The 16,421-nt window shown below is 62.9% G+C and carries 17 protein-coding genes; 2 read left to right on the top strand and 15 right to left on the bottom strand.

Annotation, left to right across the window (positions count from 1 at the left end):
* Positions 1 to 6: 6 nt before the first annotated feature.
* Together groL and groES are read right to left on the bottom strand one after the other, a co-directional pair.
* Positions 7 to 1,653, bottom strand: a complete 1,647-nt coding sequence (groL, locus tag K3163_RS12925) for a chaperonin GroEL (protein WP_221427512.1) — start codon at positions 1,651 to 1,653, stop codon at positions 7 to 9.
* Positions 1,654 to 1,707: 54 nt separating this feature from the next.
* Positions 1,708 to 1,995 (bottom strand): co-chaperone GroES, encoded by a 288-nt coding sequence (groES, locus tag K3163_RS12920; RefSeq protein ID WP_221427513.1) that lies wholly within the window; start codon positions 1,993 to 1,995, stop codon positions 1,708 to 1,710.
* A 224-nt stretch (positions 1,996 to 2,219) separates the two neighbouring features.
* On the opposite strand from groES, the gene K3163_RS12915 reads away from it, so the two are divergent.
* Complete coding sequence (locus K3163_RS12915) at positions 2,220 to 3,053, top strand: mechanosensitive ion channel family protein (RefSeq protein ID WP_221554491.1); 834 nt, start codon at positions 2,220 to 2,222, stop codon at positions 3,051 to 3,053.
* 4 nt (positions 3,054 to 3,057) lie between these two features.
* Here K3163_RS12915 and K3163_RS12910 read toward each other — a convergent pair whose 3' ends face one another.
* Positions 3,058 to 4,461, bottom strand: coding sequence for an MATE family efflux transporter (locus K3163_RS12910; RefSeq protein ID WP_221554490.1), 1,404 nt, complete (start codon positions 4,459 to 4,461; stop codon positions 3,058 to 3,060).
* A 416-nt stretch (positions 4,462 to 4,877) separates the two neighbouring features.
* Between K3163_RS12910 and K3163_RS12905 the strand changes: the two genes are divergently transcribed.
* Positions 4,878 to 5,567, top strand: coding sequence for a PilZ domain-containing protein (locus K3163_RS12905; RefSeq protein WP_221427516.1), 690 nt, complete (start codon positions 4,878 to 4,880; stop codon positions 5,565 to 5,567).
* Positions 5,568 to 5,590: 23 nt separating this feature from the next.
* Here K3163_RS12905 and K3163_RS12900 read toward each other — a convergent pair whose 3' ends face one another.
* Genes K3163_RS12900 through K3163_RS12845 form a run of 12 tightly spaced genes read right to left on the bottom strand, consistent with a single transcriptional unit; the run spans position 5,591 to position 16,421 of the window.
* The gene (locus tag K3163_RS12900; protein WP_221554489.1) at positions 5,591 to 6,235 is read right to left on the bottom strand and encodes a hypothetical protein; all 645 of its coding nucleotides are present in this window, start codon (positions 6,233 to 6,235) and stop codon (positions 5,591 to 5,593) included.
* Positions 6,232 to 6,693 carry an A24 family peptidase gene (locus K3163_RS12895; RefSeq protein WP_221554488.1) on the bottom strand — a complete coding sequence of 154 codons (462 nt, stop codon included), beginning with the start codon at positions 6,691 to 6,693 and terminating at the stop codon, positions 6,232 to 6,234. Before K3163_RS12895 ends, K3163_RS12900 begins: the two co-directional genes overlap by 4 nt.
* 9 nt (positions 6,694 to 6,702) lie before the next feature.
* Positions 6,703 to 7,467: a tetratricopeptide repeat protein gene (locus K3163_RS12890; RefSeq protein ID WP_221427519.1), complete on the bottom strand. Its 765-nt coding sequence runs from the start codon at positions 7,465 to 7,467 to the stop codon at positions 6,703 to 6,705.
* A 1-nt stretch (position 7,468) separates the two neighbouring features.
* Positions 7,469 to 8,440 carry a type II secretion system F family protein gene (locus K3163_RS12885; protein ID WP_221554487.1) on the bottom strand — a complete coding sequence of 324 codons (972 nt, stop codon included), beginning with the start codon at positions 8,438 to 8,440 and terminating at the stop codon, positions 7,469 to 7,471.
* A gap of 1 nt (position 8,441) precedes the next feature.
* Complete coding sequence (locus K3163_RS12880; RefSeq protein ID WP_221554486.1) at positions 8,442 to 9,443, bottom strand: type II secretion system F family protein; 1,002 nt, start codon at positions 9,441 to 9,443, stop codon at positions 8,442 to 8,444.
* A gap of 1 nt (position 9,444) precedes the next feature.
* Positions 9,445 to 10,827, bottom strand: coding sequence for a TadA family conjugal transfer-associated ATPase (locus K3163_RS12875; protein WP_221554485.1), 1,383 nt, complete (start codon positions 10,825 to 10,827; stop codon positions 9,445 to 9,447).
* A gap of 1 nt (position 10,828) precedes the next feature.
* Complete coding sequence (locus K3163_RS12870; protein ID WP_221554484.1) at positions 10,829 to 12,016, bottom strand: CpaE/TadZ family protein; 1,188 nt, start codon at positions 12,014 to 12,016, stop codon at positions 10,829 to 10,831.
* A gap of 11 nt (positions 12,017 to 12,027) precedes the next feature.
* The gene (locus K3163_RS12865) at positions 12,028 to 12,627 is read right to left on the bottom strand and encodes a TadE/TadG family type IV pilus assembly protein (protein ID WP_221554483.1); all 600 of its coding nucleotides are present in this window, start codon (positions 12,625 to 12,627) and stop codon (positions 12,028 to 12,030) included.
* Complete coding sequence (locus K3163_RS12860) at positions 12,624 to 13,118, bottom strand: TadE/TadG family type IV pilus assembly protein (RefSeq protein WP_221554482.1); 495 nt, start codon at positions 13,116 to 13,118, stop codon at positions 12,624 to 12,626. The genes K3163_RS12865 and K3163_RS12860 overlap by 4 nt, the downstream gene beginning before the upstream one ends.
* Positions 13,115 to 14,677 carry a TadE/TadG family type IV pilus assembly protein gene (locus tag K3163_RS12855; protein WP_221554481.1) on the bottom strand — a complete coding sequence of 521 codons (1,563 nt, stop codon included), beginning with the start codon at positions 14,675 to 14,677 and terminating at the stop codon, positions 13,115 to 13,117. Before K3163_RS12855 ends, K3163_RS12860 begins: the two co-directional genes overlap by 4 nt.
* Before the next feature lie 12 nt (positions 14,678 to 14,689).
* A complete protein-coding gene (locus K3163_RS12850) occupies positions 14,690 to 14,974 on the bottom strand; it encodes a hypothetical protein (RefSeq protein ID WP_221554480.1) in 285 nt (94 codons plus the stop codon).
* Positions 14,964 to 16,421: a type II and III secretion system protein family protein gene (locus K3163_RS12845; protein ID WP_221554479.1), complete on the bottom strand. Its 1,458-nt coding sequence runs from the start codon at positions 16,419 to 16,421 to the stop codon at positions 14,964 to 14,966. Before K3163_RS12845 ends, K3163_RS12850 begins: the two co-directional genes overlap by 11 nt.

Here is a 16,421-nt window from a genome sequence, read left to right as displayed (position 1 = left end):
CCGAGCTTAGAAGCCCATGCCGCCCATGCCGCCCATGCCGCCCATATCGGGCATCGGAGCACCGGACTTGTCTTCCGGGATCTCCGTGATGGTGGCTTCCGTGGTGATCAGCAGGCCGGCAACCGAAGCTGCGTCCTGCAGCGCGGTGCGGACAACCTTGGTCGGGTCGATGACGCCGGCAGCCACGAGGTTCTCGTAGGTGTCGGTCGCGGCGTTGAAGCCGAGCGTGTCGTCGTTTGCGTCGACCAGCTTGCCTGCGACAACCGCGCCGTCATGGCCGGCGTTGGTTGCGATCTGGCGAACCGGTGCCTGCAGTGCACGGCGGACAATGTCGATGCCGCGGGTCTGGTCGTCGTTCTCGCCTTCGAGGCCGTCGAGCGACTTGGTGGCGTAGAGCAGGGCGGTACCGCCGCCCGGGACGATGCCTTCTTCAACGGCTGCGCGGGTTGCGTGCAGCGCGTCGTCGACGCGGTCCTTGCGCTCCTTAACTTCGACTTCGGTAGCACCGCCGACCTTGATGACTGCAACGCCGCCAGCGAGCTTCGCGAGGCGTTCCTGCAGCTTTTCACGGTCGTAGTCCGACGAGGTGTTGTCGATCTGCGTGCGGATTTCCGAAACGCGGGCCTTGATGTCGTCTTCCGAACCGGCACCGTCGACGATGGTCGTGTTGTCCTTGTCGATGGTGACGCGCTTGGCTTCACCGAGCATGCCCAGCGTGACGTTCTCGAGCTTGATGCCGAGGTCTTCGCTGATCATCTCGCCCTGCGTCAGGATCGCGATGTCCTGCAGCATGGCCTTGCGGCGATCGCCGAAGCCCGGAGCCTTGACCGCAGCAACCTTGAGGCCGCCGCGCAGCTTGTTGACCACGAGGGTGGCCAGCGCTTCGCCTTCGATGTCTTCCGCGATGATCAGCAGCGGACGGCCCGACTGGACAGCCGCTTCGAGAACCGGGAGCATCGCCTGCAGGTTCGAGAGCTTCTTCTCGTGGATCAGGATGTACGGGTTCTCGAGTTCGACCGTCATCTTTTCCGGGTTGGTGATGAAGTAGGGCGACAGGTAGCCGCGGTCGAACTGCATGCCTTCGACGGTTTCGAGCTCGAATTCGAGACCCTTGCTCTCGTCGACGGTGATCACGCCTTCCTTGCCGACCTTTTCCATGGCTTCGGCGATCTTCTCGCCGACTTCCTTGTCGCCATTGGCCGAGATGATGCCGACCTGTGCGATTTCGTTCGAGCCGGAAACGTCCTTCGAACGACCCTTGAGGTCTTCGACGACCTTGGTGACAGCGAGGTCGATGCCGCGCTTGAGGTCCATCGGGTTCATGCCGGCTGCGACCGACTTCATGCCTTCAGTCACGATCGACTGGGCAAGGACGGTTGCAGTGGTGGTGCCGTCACCGGCGGCGTCGTTCGCCTTCGATGCGACTTCCTTGATCATCTGCGCGCCCATGTTCTCGAACTTGTCCTTCAGTTCGATTTCCTTGGCGACGCTGACGCCGTCCTTGGTGATGCGGGGTGCGCCGAAGCTCTTGTCGATCACGACGTTGCGGCCCTTGGGACCGAGGGTGACCTTCACGGCATTGGCGAGGGTGTCGACGCCGCGCAGGATGCCTTCGCGCGCGTCGCGGCCGAACTTAACGTCCTTGGCTGCCATTGGTGTTTCTCCTGGAATTGGTTTCTAGTGTTGGGAAGCGATTGCGGATCGGGCTCAGCCCATGATCCCCATGATGTCGCTTTCCTTCATGATCAGCAGGTCTTCGCCGTCGAGCTTGACCTCGGTGCCCGACCACTTGCCGAACAGCACGCGGTCGCCAGCCTTCACGTCGAGCGGGGTGACGGTGCCGTCTTCGGCCTTGGAGCCCGAACCGACGGCGACGATTTCGCCTTCGCTCGGCTTTTCCTTGGCGCTGTCGGGAATGATGATCCCGCCGGCGGTCTTTTCTTCTGCTTCGATGCGACGCACGAGCACGCGGTCGTGCAGCGGACGAAATGCCATGATGATGACCTTTCTCAAGTGAGAGTGAATGTGTCGATTGGCACTCCCCCATCGAGAGTGCCAGCGAGGCGCATTTGGGAGCGCCGATGCGGGGAGTCAACGGGTCGGCGGACAAAAATGTTGCGGGTCTTTCGCCGAAGCGTGCCGCGGGGTGGCCAGAGCGCTCGCCAATCCCTATCCCGTCCGCCAATCCATCCGGAAAGACAGATAGCGGAGCGCATCCCATGCAGACCGACCAGGCCATTTCGGCCCTCACCATTCCCGAACAAGCGCTGCTCTGGCTTCGGCTCAACATGATGGACATCGCCGGGGCCTTTGCGGTCCTCATCTTCGGCCTGCTCGCCGCAAAGCTGATTTCGGGCTGGGTACAGCGCGCGCTGAACCGCTCGGACAGGTTCGATGCAACGGTTGCCAATTTCCTGTCGAACCTGGTCAAATACGCGCTCTGGGCGATGGTCATCGTGACCGTGCTGACCCAGTTCGGGGTCGAGACCACAAGTATCCTCGCGGCGCTTGGCGGCATGGCGCTCGCCATCGGCCTCGCACTGCAGGGCACGCTCAGCAATGTCGCCTCGGGCGTGATGATCCTTGTGCAGCGGCCCTTCAAGATCGGCGAGGCGATCTCGGCAGGCTCGGTAACCGGTGTCGTCCAGCAGATCGGCCTGTTCACGACCGAATTGAAGCAGTTCGACGGGCTCTTCGTGATGGTGCCCAACTCGCAGCTCTGGAACCAGGCGATCGTCAACTTCCACCGCCACCCGATCCGCCGCTTCGAGCTGATCGTCGGCATCGCCTACGGGGATTCGATGGAGCAGGCGCGCAAGGTACTGCTCGAGATCGCCGCCGCCGACGAACGCGTGCTCGCCGATCCCGAGCCTGTCGCTTTCGTTGCGTCGCTCGACGACAGTTCGGTCGGCATCGGACTTCGCGTCTGGTGCGAAACTGCCGATTTCGCCCCGCTCGGCTGGGCGATCACCGAAGCGGCCAAGGCGCGCTTCGACGATGTCGGCATCTCGATCCCGTTCCCGCAGCGCGAGGTCACGCAGCGGGCGGCATAAGGAGCTAGGCGCGGGCTGTGAGGCCGAGACGGTCCCGCCGCGCCCAGCGCGAAGTGAGCAACAGGGCTGCAACCGTGAGCCCCACTGCCAGCCCGATCCACACGCCCACGCCCTCGAGCGGGGTGTAGAAGCCGAGATAAAGCGACAGGCCGATGCCCGGCACCCAGTAGGAGAAGGCCGCGATCCACATCGGCACGCGCGTGTCCTGCAGTCCGCGCAATGCGCCTGCCGCCACCGCCTGCATGCCGTCGAACAGCTGGAAGGCGGCAGCAATGACGATGTATTTGAGCGCGAAGGCGACCAGCAGCGCGTTCTTCGGGTCCCAAGGATCAATGTAGATCGCGAGCAGGGGCTTGGGGATCAGGATCATCGCCATGGCGGTGAGCATCATGAAGCCTGTGCCGACCGCAATACCGGTCCAGCCGGCACGCTTCATGCCCTCGCTGTCGCGCGCGCCATAGAAATAGCCCACCCGGATCGTCGCCGCCTGTCCCACGCCGAAGGGCACCTGGAATGCGAGGGCCGCGATCTGCAGGGCTACCGTATGCGCGGCGAGCTGCGTCGCGCCGATATTGCCCATGAGGAATGCCGCCGCACCGAAGATCCCTGCTTCCGCGGTGATGGTCAGCGCAATCGGCGTGCCGACACGGGCAATATGCCAGAAGCGTTGCCAGTCGGGCGACCACCAGCGGCCGAAGATGCGATATCGGTGCAGGCGCGGATCGAGCCTGATCGCGATAATGTATGCGGCCATCACGAAGAGCGAGGTAATGATCGTCGCCACCGCTGCACCGCGCAGACCCATTTCGGGCGCGCCGAAATTGCCGAAGATGAAGGCGTAGTTCGCCAGCGCGTTCACCAGGATGCCCGCCGCGGTAATAGCAGTCGCGAAGATCGGCCGGTCGAGCGTCGAGACGAAACTGCGCAGCACGTTGTTGATGAGCATCGGGATCATCGAGATCACAAGGACCGTATTGTATTCGAGCGCCATGCCGATGATCGCAGCGTCCTGTCCGGTCGCGCGCATCAGCGGGCCTAGCATCAGGCACAGGCCCATCCCCGCTACGCCAGACATCACGGCGAGCCACAAGGCCATGCGGACCGTCCGGCGCACCGGCCGCAAGGCAGGCGCGCGCTCGCCGAGTTCGGCTGCCGCAACCGGGGCGACTGCTCCGGTAAGTCCCGAAAAGGCCCACATCACGAGGCCGAAGAGGGCAATCGCAAGAGCCGATGCGGCGAGCTGGGCCTCGCCGAGACGCGCAATGAAGATCACGTCGATCGCATAGGTCAGCATCTGCAGCAGGTTCGCTGCCGCAAGCGGCCAGCTCAGCCGAAGCGTCGCGGAGAACTCGCCGCGCCAGCCTTCGCCGCCGGTTGGCAGGGGCCCAGGAGAGACTTGCGTATCCATGTCGTGTGCTTGCCGTGCCGGCAAAAGAGCCGACCCGCTTAGGCCAGAGCGGCACCAGAGACAATTGCGCAGATATGCTGCCGCATTCCGACCGGCCGAACGCTGCTTTCCGGTCGAGACGGTTATCGACCTAGCCCGATGGGTAGGGGCATCGGCATTTGTCCTTGCGATTTTCCCTCTTTCTTAACACTTTACCGCGCAGAGATTTGGTTACCCAACCTTTGGATTATTGGCATTCGGCCAATTCCGGGTTTAGAAGGGTGAAGGGCTTGCCTTGCGGGCCCGCCGGCTTGAGGTCGGCCGCGGTTTTTTGCCGCAGAACGGGACGCGCGAGTAACCGCAAACGGTTACTTCAATGACGAAGCTCGGCGCCCTTCCATTGGGTCTGGAAGGGATGGGCTTCGAAGCGAGGGGTGATGCAGGAGACGAAAGTCGATAATCTGGGCGAGCAGGATCGCCGCCAACCGCGGCTTGTTCTGCGCCTTCATACAGGTGTCGGCCAGGCCGGGCGCGCTTTCGATGCGGAAATCCTGAACCTCTCGCGAAACGGAATGCTGGTCAGGACCGGAGCGCACCTGTCGCTCGACGATCCCCTGGAGGTAGTCCTGCCGCAGAGCGGCGCCGTGCGTGCCAAGGTCGTATGGTTCGCCGACGAACTTTACGGATGCAGTTTCCCCGAACCGATCAGCGAGGAAGAGCTCGAAGCGGCCAACGACGTTGCGGCGATCGACGAATCCGGCAACGGATCGCGCTTCGGTGTCGATCACGAGACGCTGGGGCAGAGGATCAAGCGGCTGCGTACCGCCGATGGCTCGTCCATGCGCGCCTTCGCGGAGGAAATCGGCGTCAGCAAGCCGACCCTTTGGAAGTGGGAAGGCGACCAGGTCCGCCCTCGTCACGAGACCATGCAGAGGCTGGCGAGCCGGCTGGGCGTGACCGAACTCGAACTCGTCTATGGCGCGCCGGGACGCGGTGCGGTCACGCAGGAAGACGATAGCAACGCATCGCTGGCGGATATCGTCCGCGCATGCCGTCTTCGCATCGCCAAGGCCGCGGGCGTCGACAGCGCCCAGGTCGAAATCACGATCGACTGGGACAGCGAGTAGTCGGCTGCAGCCGACCAGACAAATCAGGGATGTAGTACGAGCCGGTCGCGCACTGCGTCGTAGCGCAGGTCCAAGCCCGCATGCCTGACGCGGTCTAGAGACAGCCTTCCATTGCCGCCCGCTGCGGGAAGGTCGACGGCCTTGTTTTCCGCTCCGATCGCAGCAAGCGCGCGAGCGAGTTCCAGCCGGTCGACCTCGATCACGGCGTCGCCGACGATGAAAATCTTCAATCCGGTCATGGCGCCCTGCGAAAGGGCGATCGTCTTCTGCACGCCAACGCCGCCACCGACCGCCGTCTCGCCCTGCTCGAGCGAGAAATCGATCGGTATCACGCCGTTCCTGTCCGGCCGGGGCGCGATCGCGACTGCCGGCCGGGGAGCGGGGAGGCGATCGGCGACATGCGGCTCCGAAGCGGCGGGAAAGGTTTCGCCGGAGGATAGGGGCAAGGCTGCTGCAAAGGCGTCGTCCTCATGACCGAACTCGACCACCTTCTCCACCGGGACCTTGTCGAGTGCGATCCGCACGGCAGCGTTGCTGTTGAGCTTCTCGACCACCAGTGCGCCCATCGCCAGCGCGAGGCATGTCATAGCAGTGAGCGCGAGCATCCATCCGACCAGCTGGGTGTCGGTCATCGGCTCGGGCCGGGCAGCGGCGCTGAAGCTGGTCATTGCATGCCGTATAGCGCCAGCGCGACGCTGCCGGAAGCAATTGCCACGCCGTAGGGCAGCTTCGCGAAATCGTCCTTCTTGCGCTTGTGCAGTCCGAAGCCACGTTTCGCGGTGAACCAGATGATTGCTAGGATCAGGCCGGCAAAGGTGATGATCACGAAATGCCAGAGCATCTGCGTGACGGGAAAGAATGCGGCGCAGGCGGCGTAGAACTTGCCGTCGCCTCCGCCGAATACGCCCCAGATGAAGAGGAGGTAGCCGAGGCCGAGGGCCAGCACGGCGTGGAGGAAGTGGAGTCCGAGGCCGCTCCATCCATCGAGCGCGAAGCCGAAGCCAAGTCCGCCAACCAGCATGAGCAGGCTCAGCCAGTTGGGCAGCTTGCGCGTCACTACGTCAAGCAGCGCGCCCAATCCGGACGTGACGCTCAGCGCGGCAAGCCAGATTGTCGCCACGGCCATGAGTGGAGCTTAGTTGTTCGGACGCGCAGGAATGCGCACGCGGACCGGATAGGTCGATTGCTGGTCGGCGCTGCCGACGCGCACACGGGCCGGATAGCGCGTCTGGCTGCGCGGGCTACCGATCGAGATCTCGGCCGGGCGTGCGGTCGCCGAAGGCGTGATCGAGCCGCCCGACACGCGAACGCGCGCAGGTGCTGCCTCGGCCTTGCGAACAGGTGCTGCACCTACAGCGATGCGGCTCGAGGTCTGCGGGCCAGAAATGGTGATGCTGCGCGTCTCGCCGCCGCTACGGACCAGGCGCTGCTCGGGCTCGGCCTCGAACGGCTTGTCGGGCGCTTCGAATGCGAAGCGCTGGTATTCTTCACGGGCGCGTTCGCGCTGTGCGTGGAGCAGGCGGGCATCGCGGGCAAGGTCGCTGCGATAGAAACGATCGAGATTGGCAGCATAGCGCTCGTTGTCGCTATCGATCCGGAGGGCCGAAACGAAATAGCGCTCGGCCAGATCGGCGCGGCCCAGCTTGGCATAGGCGACGCCGAGTGCGTTGAGCGCATCGCCGCTCGTCTGCGGGTTGAGCGCGGCGCGGTGAAGCGGAGCGAGCGCATTACCGAAGCGGCCGGCCTGCAGGTGCTCGCGTCCCTCGTCGAGGTCGCCCTGTCCGATCTGGTACTGCGAGGCAGAAGAGTTGCGCGAGAAATCGAAGGCGTTGACCAACGACTGGCAACCGCCAAGGCTGGTAGCGAGAACCGCGAGCGCGAGAGTGGTTGCAGGTTTCATATTATCCTCCTGTCAGAGCCGGACCGATTTCCCGAATAACGGCGATTGCCGCGGGAAGGATGAGAACCCCGATCATCGTCGGAAGCATGCAGGTGACGAGCGGGATGGAGATGAGAACGGGAAGCCTGTGCGCCTTTTCCTCGGCGCGCAGGCGGCGCGCTTCACGCATTTCGGAAGCGTAGACGCGCAGGGTGTTCGAGATGCTGGTACCGAGCTTGTCCGACTGGATCAGCAGCGTCGCGAAAGAGCGGATCTCGTCGACACCTGCGCCATCGGCCATGCGGCGCATGGCATCTTCGCGCGACGCGCCGGCGCGCATCATAAGTGTAGTCTCGGTGAAGAGTTCTGCGACCAGCGGATGGGTGGTCGCGATCTCGCGGCCGACGCGGTCGAGCGCGGATTCAAGGCCAAGGCCGGCTTCGACACAGACCAGGAGAAGGTCGAGAGAGTCGGGGAACCCGTTGATGATCGCCGTCTTGCGACGGTCCGCCTTCGCTTCGATGAAGAGATAGGGCAGGAAAAAGCCAAGACCTGCGACGATCGCCGAAATCACATAGATCCTCATGATCGAGATTTCGGAAGACGAGGCAGCCACCATCAGCAGCCAGATGGCAGGCAGGCCGAAGGTGAGGATGATGCGAACGAGTGTGTAGACGCGCGGCGCCGATGCGCTGCGATAACCAGCCGCCTTTAGCTTCTGCTGCAGCTTGTCGTTGCTCGTGTCGGTCAGGCTGATCCCAGAACTCTCGATCGACTCCGCGATCTTGGCCCACCGGCTTTCGCGTTCCTGGTCGATCAACGCCGTCTGGTTCACGCTGCCGTGGCTTCCGCTGAGCTTGGCGAGCTGGCGCGAGGCTTCCGCGCGCTTGGCGATCCAGTTGATGATGACGAGAACAATCCCGACCGCGACGGCAAAGACCAGCGCCAGGACGATGAGGCGCACGAAGGTGTTGTTGACGGCGAGTTCGAGCATATCAGACCTTAATATCCACCATTTTGCGGATCATCATGACGCCGATGATGTAGAGCACCGTCAGCGTGATGCTGCCGAAGATGAAGATCGGATCCTCGATCACCGACAGGTAGAATTCCGGGTTGCCGAGGAAGACGGTCACGAATGCGAAGACCGGCAGGACAGTCAGCATCCAGCCCGTCATCCGGCCCTCGGAGCTGAGCGCACGGACCTTCATGAACATGGATGCACGGGCACGGATCACGTCGGCGAGATTCTCGAGGATTTCGGCAAGGTTGCCGCCGGTCTCGCTCTGCACGGCGAGCGAGACGACGAACATGCGCATGTCTTCGAGATCCCACCGCTCAGCCATTGCATGCAAGGCGGCCACCAGATCCGAGCCATAAGTCACTTCGTCGGCGACGATGCCGAATTCGGTGCCGATCGGATCTTCCATTTCCTTGGTCAGGAGCTCGATCGCTGACGCAACCGGGTGACCCGAACGCAAGGCGCGAACGAAGATATCGAGAGCGACAGGAAACTGCTTTTCGACCTTCTTGCGGCGCGATGCGGCAATCCGCTGGAGAATGAGGAAGGGGATCACGAAGCCCAGCGCCACGGCCATGAGGATGCCCAGCCAGATCACGCCGAAGCTGATTGCAGCGCCGAAGCCGGCTGCGATCAGGATGGTCATCGCGAACACGGCAAGGCCGCCCACCAGCATCATCATCGCTAGCGTGTTCGTGGAATAGGGTACGGCCGATGCGAAAACGGCGCGCTGGAAACTCTCCACGAGGCCGCGAATGATCGGCGGCAGGTGCGAATGCTTCTTCGGGCTGTTCTTGAGCAGCTGTTCGACCAGCTTGTCGCGGTCCGCGCCCGACTGGATCATCGACATGCGGCGGTTCACCGCGCTCGAGTAGGATCGTTTCTGAGCAGCCGCACGCGCAAAGAACTGCGCGGTCAGGAAGACGGCCAGGAAGACCGCCACGAGAAACAGGACCCGGATAGCAATCGAGGTCATATCAGTTGATCCTCAGGTCCGGGCGGAACAGGTCGGTCGGCAGGCTGATGCCGTGCGCTTCGGCATCCTGCAGGAACTTGGGACGGATGCCGGTGGCCTCGAAGTGGCCGAGCACCGTTCCGTCGTCCTCGCGACCCGTCATCTTGAAGCGGAAGATTTCCTGCATCGTGATGGTGTCGCCTTCCATGCCGGTCAGCTCGGAAAGGCTCTTCACCTTGCGTCGACCGTCGGAGAGACGACCGACCTGCACAACCACATTCAGGGCGGAGGCGATCTGCGCACGCGAGGACATCGAGGTGATCTCGATCCCGCTCATGCCGATCATCTGTTCGACACGGCTCAGCGCGTCGCGCGGCGTGTTGGCGTGGACCGTGGTCATCGAACCGTCGTGGCCGGTGTTCATGGCCTGCAGCATGTCGAAGGCTTCGCCTGCGCGGACCTCGCCGACGATGATGCGGTCAGGGCGCATACGCAGCGCGTTCTTAACGAGGTCGCGCTGGGTCACTTCACCCGTACCTTCGATGTTCGGCGGACGCGTTTCGAGACGCGCCACGTGTGCCTGCTGGAGCTGCAGTTCGGCCGAGTCCTCGATCGTGACGATGCGCTCTTTCTCGTCGATGAAGGTCGACATGGCGTTGAGCAGCGTCGTCTTACCCGAGCCGGTACCGCCCGAGATCAGCACGTTCCGCCGCGAGGCGACGATCGCCTCGAGCACTGCAGCCATCTCCTCGGGGATCGAGCCGAGGCCGATCATCTTCTCGATGCTGATCGGCTGCTTTGCGAATTTACGGATCGAGAGCAGCGAGCCGTCGATCGCAAGCGGCGCGACGATCGCGTTGACGCGCGAGCCGTCGGCAAGGCGGGCATCGACGAAAGGCGAGCTTTCATCGACGCGGCGACCGACAGCGCTCACGATTTTCTGGATCACGCGCATCAGGTGCTTTTCGTCCTGGAAGCGTGTGGGCACGGCTTCCAGCTGGCCGCGGCGTTCGACGAAGACTGTCTTGTAGCCGTTGACCAGGATATCGGTGATCGTCTCGTCCTGCAGCAGCGGTTCGAGCGGGCCGAGGCCGAGCAGTTCATCGACCACTTCCTGGATCAGGTTCTCGCGTTCCTGGCGATTGAGCGGGTGTTCGTGATCGCTCACGAGTTCGGGCATGATGCCGGCAATCTGGCTCTTGAGCTGATCGACAGGCGTCTTGTCGAGCATGCCGAGATTCAGGCGATCGAGCAGGCCCTTGTGGATTTCGACCTTGAGGTCGAGCATGGCTTCGCGCTGCTTGTCCTTCTCGCCGAACAGGATGCGTTCCTGTTCGTCGACGGTCGGCAGATTGGCATTGTCCTGCTCTTCAACGGCAGGGACTGCGCTCCTTACCTTCCACATGTCACTCTCCCTCCTCGACCATGCTCAGCAATTGGTCTGCGAGCTTGTCGATATCAGCCGAGAAACGGCTCTTGCGCTGGATGTTGCGAGCCAGAACGCCCTGCGCCTGAGCCTGCTCGAGCAGCTGCGAATCCGAGGTGATACGTGCGTCGATCGAGTGGCCGAGGGCTTCCTCTATCCCGCGCATATCGAGCTTCTTGAAGAGGCCTGACGCCGCGTTGTTGAGTGCAATGGCGACGCGCGACGGGTGGTAATCCATTTCCAGAAGCAGGCGCAGCTTGCGCTTCACCTGCCGCAGGGCGCCGATCGAACTTGTTCCGACCAGGACGACCGCGTCGGCTGCCAGCATGACCGACATTGCCCAGTTGGTGAGCGAGCCCGGCATGTCGAAGATGACGACGTCGTAACGGCGGCGCGCCTGTGCGACGACTTCCTTGAGCCGTGCGAGCTCGATTTCCTCAATCGGCTGGATATCGACCGGTGCTGCAATGATGTCGCATGCCGGGGTCGCTTCGGTAGCGACCGAACGCATGAGTTCATCGTCGAGACGGGCGCCGGCATCGAGCAGGTCGTTGAGGGTCAGGCGCGACTGGCGATCGAAATAGGCAGAAACGTCGCCGCTCTGAAGGTCGAGATCGATGACGCACGCACGGCAGCTTTCGCCCATTTCACGAGCGAGTGCATCGCCCAGATGGGTAGCAATGGTGGTCGCGCCTGCACCGCCGTGGCATTTCTGCACGGCAAAGACAGGAGCGGGGACGACGTCCTCTTCGACAAGCGTATCTCCGAGATCGCGTTCGACTTCGAGAATGGCCGTGAAAAGGTCGTCCACGGTGAAGGGCATGGCAACAACGTCGCCGATGCCCTTGCGCAGCATCAGGCGGGTGATGTTGAGGTCGACTTCGGGCAGCGCTGCGATAACCGCGAGGTTCGGACGCAGCGCGCGCATGGCATCGAGCCTGTTGATCGAACGGCGATCGCCCGGATCGACTTCCACCACGGCGATATGGGCCTGCTCAATGAGCTCCTCAGGCAGGGCCTTGCCTGGTTCGATCTCGACGAGCGTAACCGTGTCGGCCAGCGATTCGAGGTTCGCCAGTTCGGACTGACGCGCGAACACGAAGACCTTTTCAGGAAGGCCGGATGATGCGTTGCTCGCCACTTTGAAGATACTTTCGAAACTGGTCATGTTCTTGCCGTTCAATGAGAGAAGGATCCCTCGCCGTCTTCCGCCGTCAGTGAGTAAGCGAAATCGGGCAGGTCCACGGAACCGATGAGGATGCCGTAGAGCGGGTTGTGTTCCAGATTGACTAGGCGAACCGTTATTATTGGGGCCACGTCGGGCCCGTTCGGATCCCCGGCATAACCGAGTCCCGACCAACTATACTCGACCTCGACATTTGCCGGCTCGATGTTGTGCTTGAAGTCCTGCATACGCGAAACAATCGCGTCGAAGGCAGCCGTGTTTGCAGTTGTGCCAAAACTGCACGATCCGTTGCAGGTGCATCCGGTGTTGGTGCAGGTCACACCCGGGAATGCGCTGATCGGAACCACCGTCCCCTGCGAGATGCCGCCTTGCGAAGCAAAGCTGTAAGTGGCGAGGCCCGACGGGATCATGTCGGTCGCAACGGCCCAGCGTGCGCCCATCTGCGTCGCTTTCTCTCCGCGGTTGATGGCCCAGGCGTAATAGCCGACGTCCATGATGCCGAGCAGGAAGATGATCAGGATCGGAAGCACGAGCGCGAATTCGGCAGCCATCGCGCCCTTCGTGTTGCGGACAAAGGCGGAAATCTTCCTCATATGCCGTTCACCACTGCTTCGGAGCTTGCCTGCACGATGGCGCTCGAGTCGATAACGCCAAGCGCCTCGAACAGCGAATTGTAGCCGGTCGAGGCGGTTACGAGGACGATCGGGGCGCCGCCCGAATTGCCCTTGAAGATTCCGGAATTTGCGAAATTGGCATCGCAACGGTGGGTCACCGTGATTTCGTTGAGCTCGAGACCGCGCACCCGCGGCACGGTTCCAGTGATGGTGCCCGTGCGGGTGACCTGGCGGACGTTGGCGACCGCCGTGGCGTCTGCTGCGCCGCCACAGGGGAACGCATCGAAACCGAGGCGTCCGGCATAGCGCGAGCCTTCGCGCACAGCCTTGATGATTTTCTGCTCGGTGTAGAAGTAGTGACCAGCTTCGAATCCTGCGAACATAAGGATCAGAAGCAGCGGCACCATCAGCGCCATTTCCGTGGCCGCGGCCCCGCGCGTGTCGCGCATGAAGTTTCCGAGCCGGCTCATTCGATCAGGTACGGGACATCCTTGCGGATCTCCTGCCCCTGGTTGGCCCCGCCGCCGAGAGTGGTTTCGCCGATTATCTCGACATAGACGTCGCTTGCTTCGGTAATGAGGCTCGAACCGCTGCCACGGCGGGCCGAGGGTTCGACAAGGAACACATCGACGAACTTCTGGATACGGGCATCCGTAGTGTTCGAACCAACCCCCTCGGCGACGCAGTTGATCACAGCAATGCTGAGCACGCGGCGGTCAGGCGTCGATGCGGGGGGAATACCGGGCGCGTTGCACAGAGGCGAGCGCTGGGTCCGATAGCCGCCCGTGACATTCACATTCGTGAGTTGCGACCCGCCGGCGGCTGCCTGGTCATACTCCCAGCGATATTGCTGGTATCGCGTCGGCGTCGAACGTCCGGTCAGCTCTGCATAACCATAGTTGGACCAGCTCGTTGGCATGCTGCCCAGACCATTGGTGCCATAGTAGGCAGTACGGTCCCAATTGCCGTCGCCCATGGGGCCCAAAGTGCATGATCCCAGCTGGCTGACCGCATGGCACTTGTCGCGGGGGAAGCCCATCGGATCGAGCGGCGACCATTCTGCCGTTGTCAGGTCGTTGACCGGCGACGTCGGTCGATAGGGATTGGGACCTACCTGGAAACCGCTGTTGCCGATCGAGCATTGGCCGCCCCTTTGCAGCAGATCGATGCGTGCATTGGCGGGAGGTGGGCAAAGAGCCTCATTCGGCCCGCAAGCGTTGTTGAGGCCATTTGCGAACACCCCGACGCGCGTGTTGAGAGCGTCCAACACGCTTACCTGGAGACCGGGCTTCACATCGGCGCCGTCGACCTGGACGCAGTCACCTGGCGGATCTACCCGCCCTAGGGTTTGCGCGGTCGCGCTTGCGCCACTACCGGCGTTGGTTTCGAGATAACCGAAGACGCCCGGGCCGTAGAGACCACCCTGGTCGTTGGCGATCAGACGGACGCCGTGGCCTGCATAGGCAGCGGTATCGAACTCGGGGTCGGATGCTTCCTGCGGGTTGCACATCATGACCGGCGGAACCTTGCAGATCGCGGAGCCGAGGCCCGCGAAAGCGATGCCTTCGAGCGCATCGGAAGCAAGCCGGCCTGTTATGGGCAGGAGAGCATAGTCGACCTGGCGTGCATCGACGTAGACTTCGACGTAGTTCGCATTGTCGTCCGCAGTCGCCGCGGTGGTCTTCGCCTTGTCCTGATAGAAACGGATCTGGCCAGTCGCGTCGCAGCCATCTTCCGCGGTCAACGTAATGAAATCGCTATCGGAGGCTAGGACCACGAGGTTGTTGAGCATGGTCGAGGCCGCCTGGGAGGCGCGGGCGCATGCACCCGCGCGTCCGTCCAACTGGCTCGCCGCTGCGAGTGCAGCCTGGTCGGCCCCGTTCTGCAGCTCGCTGTCCATGCCCATGACGCGGGCATAATCGAAGGCGACACCGGCAAAGGCGACCAGCGGTATGAGCGCGAGCGCGTAGGTGGCTGCAACCGCCCCGCTTTCGTCGCCAATGAACCGCTTAGTTTTGGTCGCCTTCACTGGTCATGCTCCTTAGTCGGGCCCGATTTCGCTGGTGCTGATGCGCTCGGGCTGTTCGACAGTGCCTTCGCGGTAGCGATCCGCTGCACGAACCGCGTTGGATGCGGAGGTCGGCGGGATCGGCGTGTCGTACTCGGGTGAGGGATCGATAACCTGCGCGGCCATGGTCGCGCGGTTGGCATCGCCCCAGGTCGGATCGCCTTGCGTGAGGTCGAGCCTGCCGTCGTTGTTCGTGCAAGCCGAAGCGGCGAGAATGGCCGCGCCGGCCAGCAGGATGCGGGTGCGCTTAGTATTCATAATCGCTTCCTCCGGTTGCAGGAGTTTCCGCATCGGCGGGCACGGTACCCGTGATCGGCTCCATCGGGCGCGGCTTGTAGGCCTCGCCGTCGAGAATGAGGACGTCGGCCTCGCTCGGGTCGTAGACACGATCGGTCGGCAGGCGGACCTGCTCGGGCTTGATCGGTGCGACGAGCCGCGGCGTGACGATGATCAGCAGTTCGGTTTCGCCCTTCTGGAAAGAGGTCGAGCGGAACAGCGTGCCGATGATCGGGATCGAACCGAGCAGCGGGACCTGGTTGACCGTGGTCTTGAAGTCCTGCTGCAACAGACCTGCGATGGCGAAGCTTTCCCCGTCACGCAGCTCGAGCACGGTGCTCGCGCGGCGGGTCTGGAGACCCGGGATCTGCAGGCCGTTCAGAGTGATCGAAGCCGTCGGGTCGATCGAGGAAACCTCGGGTTCGACAATCAGGTTGATCACCTTGTCCGAAAGCACGGTCGGCGTGAAACCGAGGCTGACGCCGAAAGGCTTGAACTCGACCGTAACGGCGTTGTTCGATTCCTGTCCGCCGCCACCGCCGCTCTGAACAACGGGGATCGGGAACTCGCCGCCTGCGAGGAACGATGCACGTTCACCCGAAAGCGCGATCAGGGTCGGTTCGGCCAGCGTCTTGGCCATGCCCTTTTCCTCGAGCGCATCGATGAAGAGATCGACATCGACGCCGAGGACGTCGCTGAACGCCCGGCCAACGATTCCGAAGCCACCGGAGATGGAATCGATCGTGAAGGGGTTGTTGTTGTTCAGCGAGTAGGGGCCGCCGGGAAGGCCGGCGCCATTGCCGGTAGCGCCCTGCAGGCGACCGCCGGAAATGAAGCTGCTGACACCCAGGTCTTTGCCGATGTTGCGCGAGACCTCTGCGAAGCGAACTTCGAGCATGACTTGCTGGCTTCCGCCGAGTGTCATGAGGTTCACGATCTTGTCTTCCGGCGCATAGGCCCGTGCGAGCTGGACCGCGCGGTCCGCGGCGCCCGCATCGCTTACCGTGCCCGACAGGACGATCGCCCCGTTCGACACGCGGGACTGGACCGGCTGGCCGGGCATGAGCGAGTTGATCTGCTCGCGCAGGCTGGCCACGTCCGGACCGACCGAGATGTCCATAACCGCGATGACGCGATTGGAGCGGTCGTAGAGGGTCAGCGAAGTGGTGCCCACTTCCTTGCCCAGCACATAGACCGAGTTGGACGAGACCGGCAGGATGTCGGCGATTGCGTCATTGCCGATCATGGCGCGATCGATCGCGGTGTCAGCGGTGAGCACCTGGCTCTTGTTGACTGCGATTTCGACTGTGCCGGCGTGCATCGACATGCCGTTCTGGCCCTGTACCTGCGCCTGTGCGGCGACCGGTGCCAGGGTGGTCCCGGCAAGAGCCAGCGCGAGCGCGGCGAGCGGCTTGGTATACTTAGCCAT

It is taken from the genome of Qipengyuania xiapuensis (genome assembly GCF_019711395.1).
Taxonomy (GTDB): Bacteria; Pseudomonadota; Alphaproteobacteria; order Sphingomonadales; family Sphingomonadaceae; genus Qipengyuania; species Qipengyuania xiapuensis.
The sequence above is the reverse complement of the archived record's forward strand: the minus strand, read 5'-3'. Positions and strand labels throughout refer to the sequence as shown.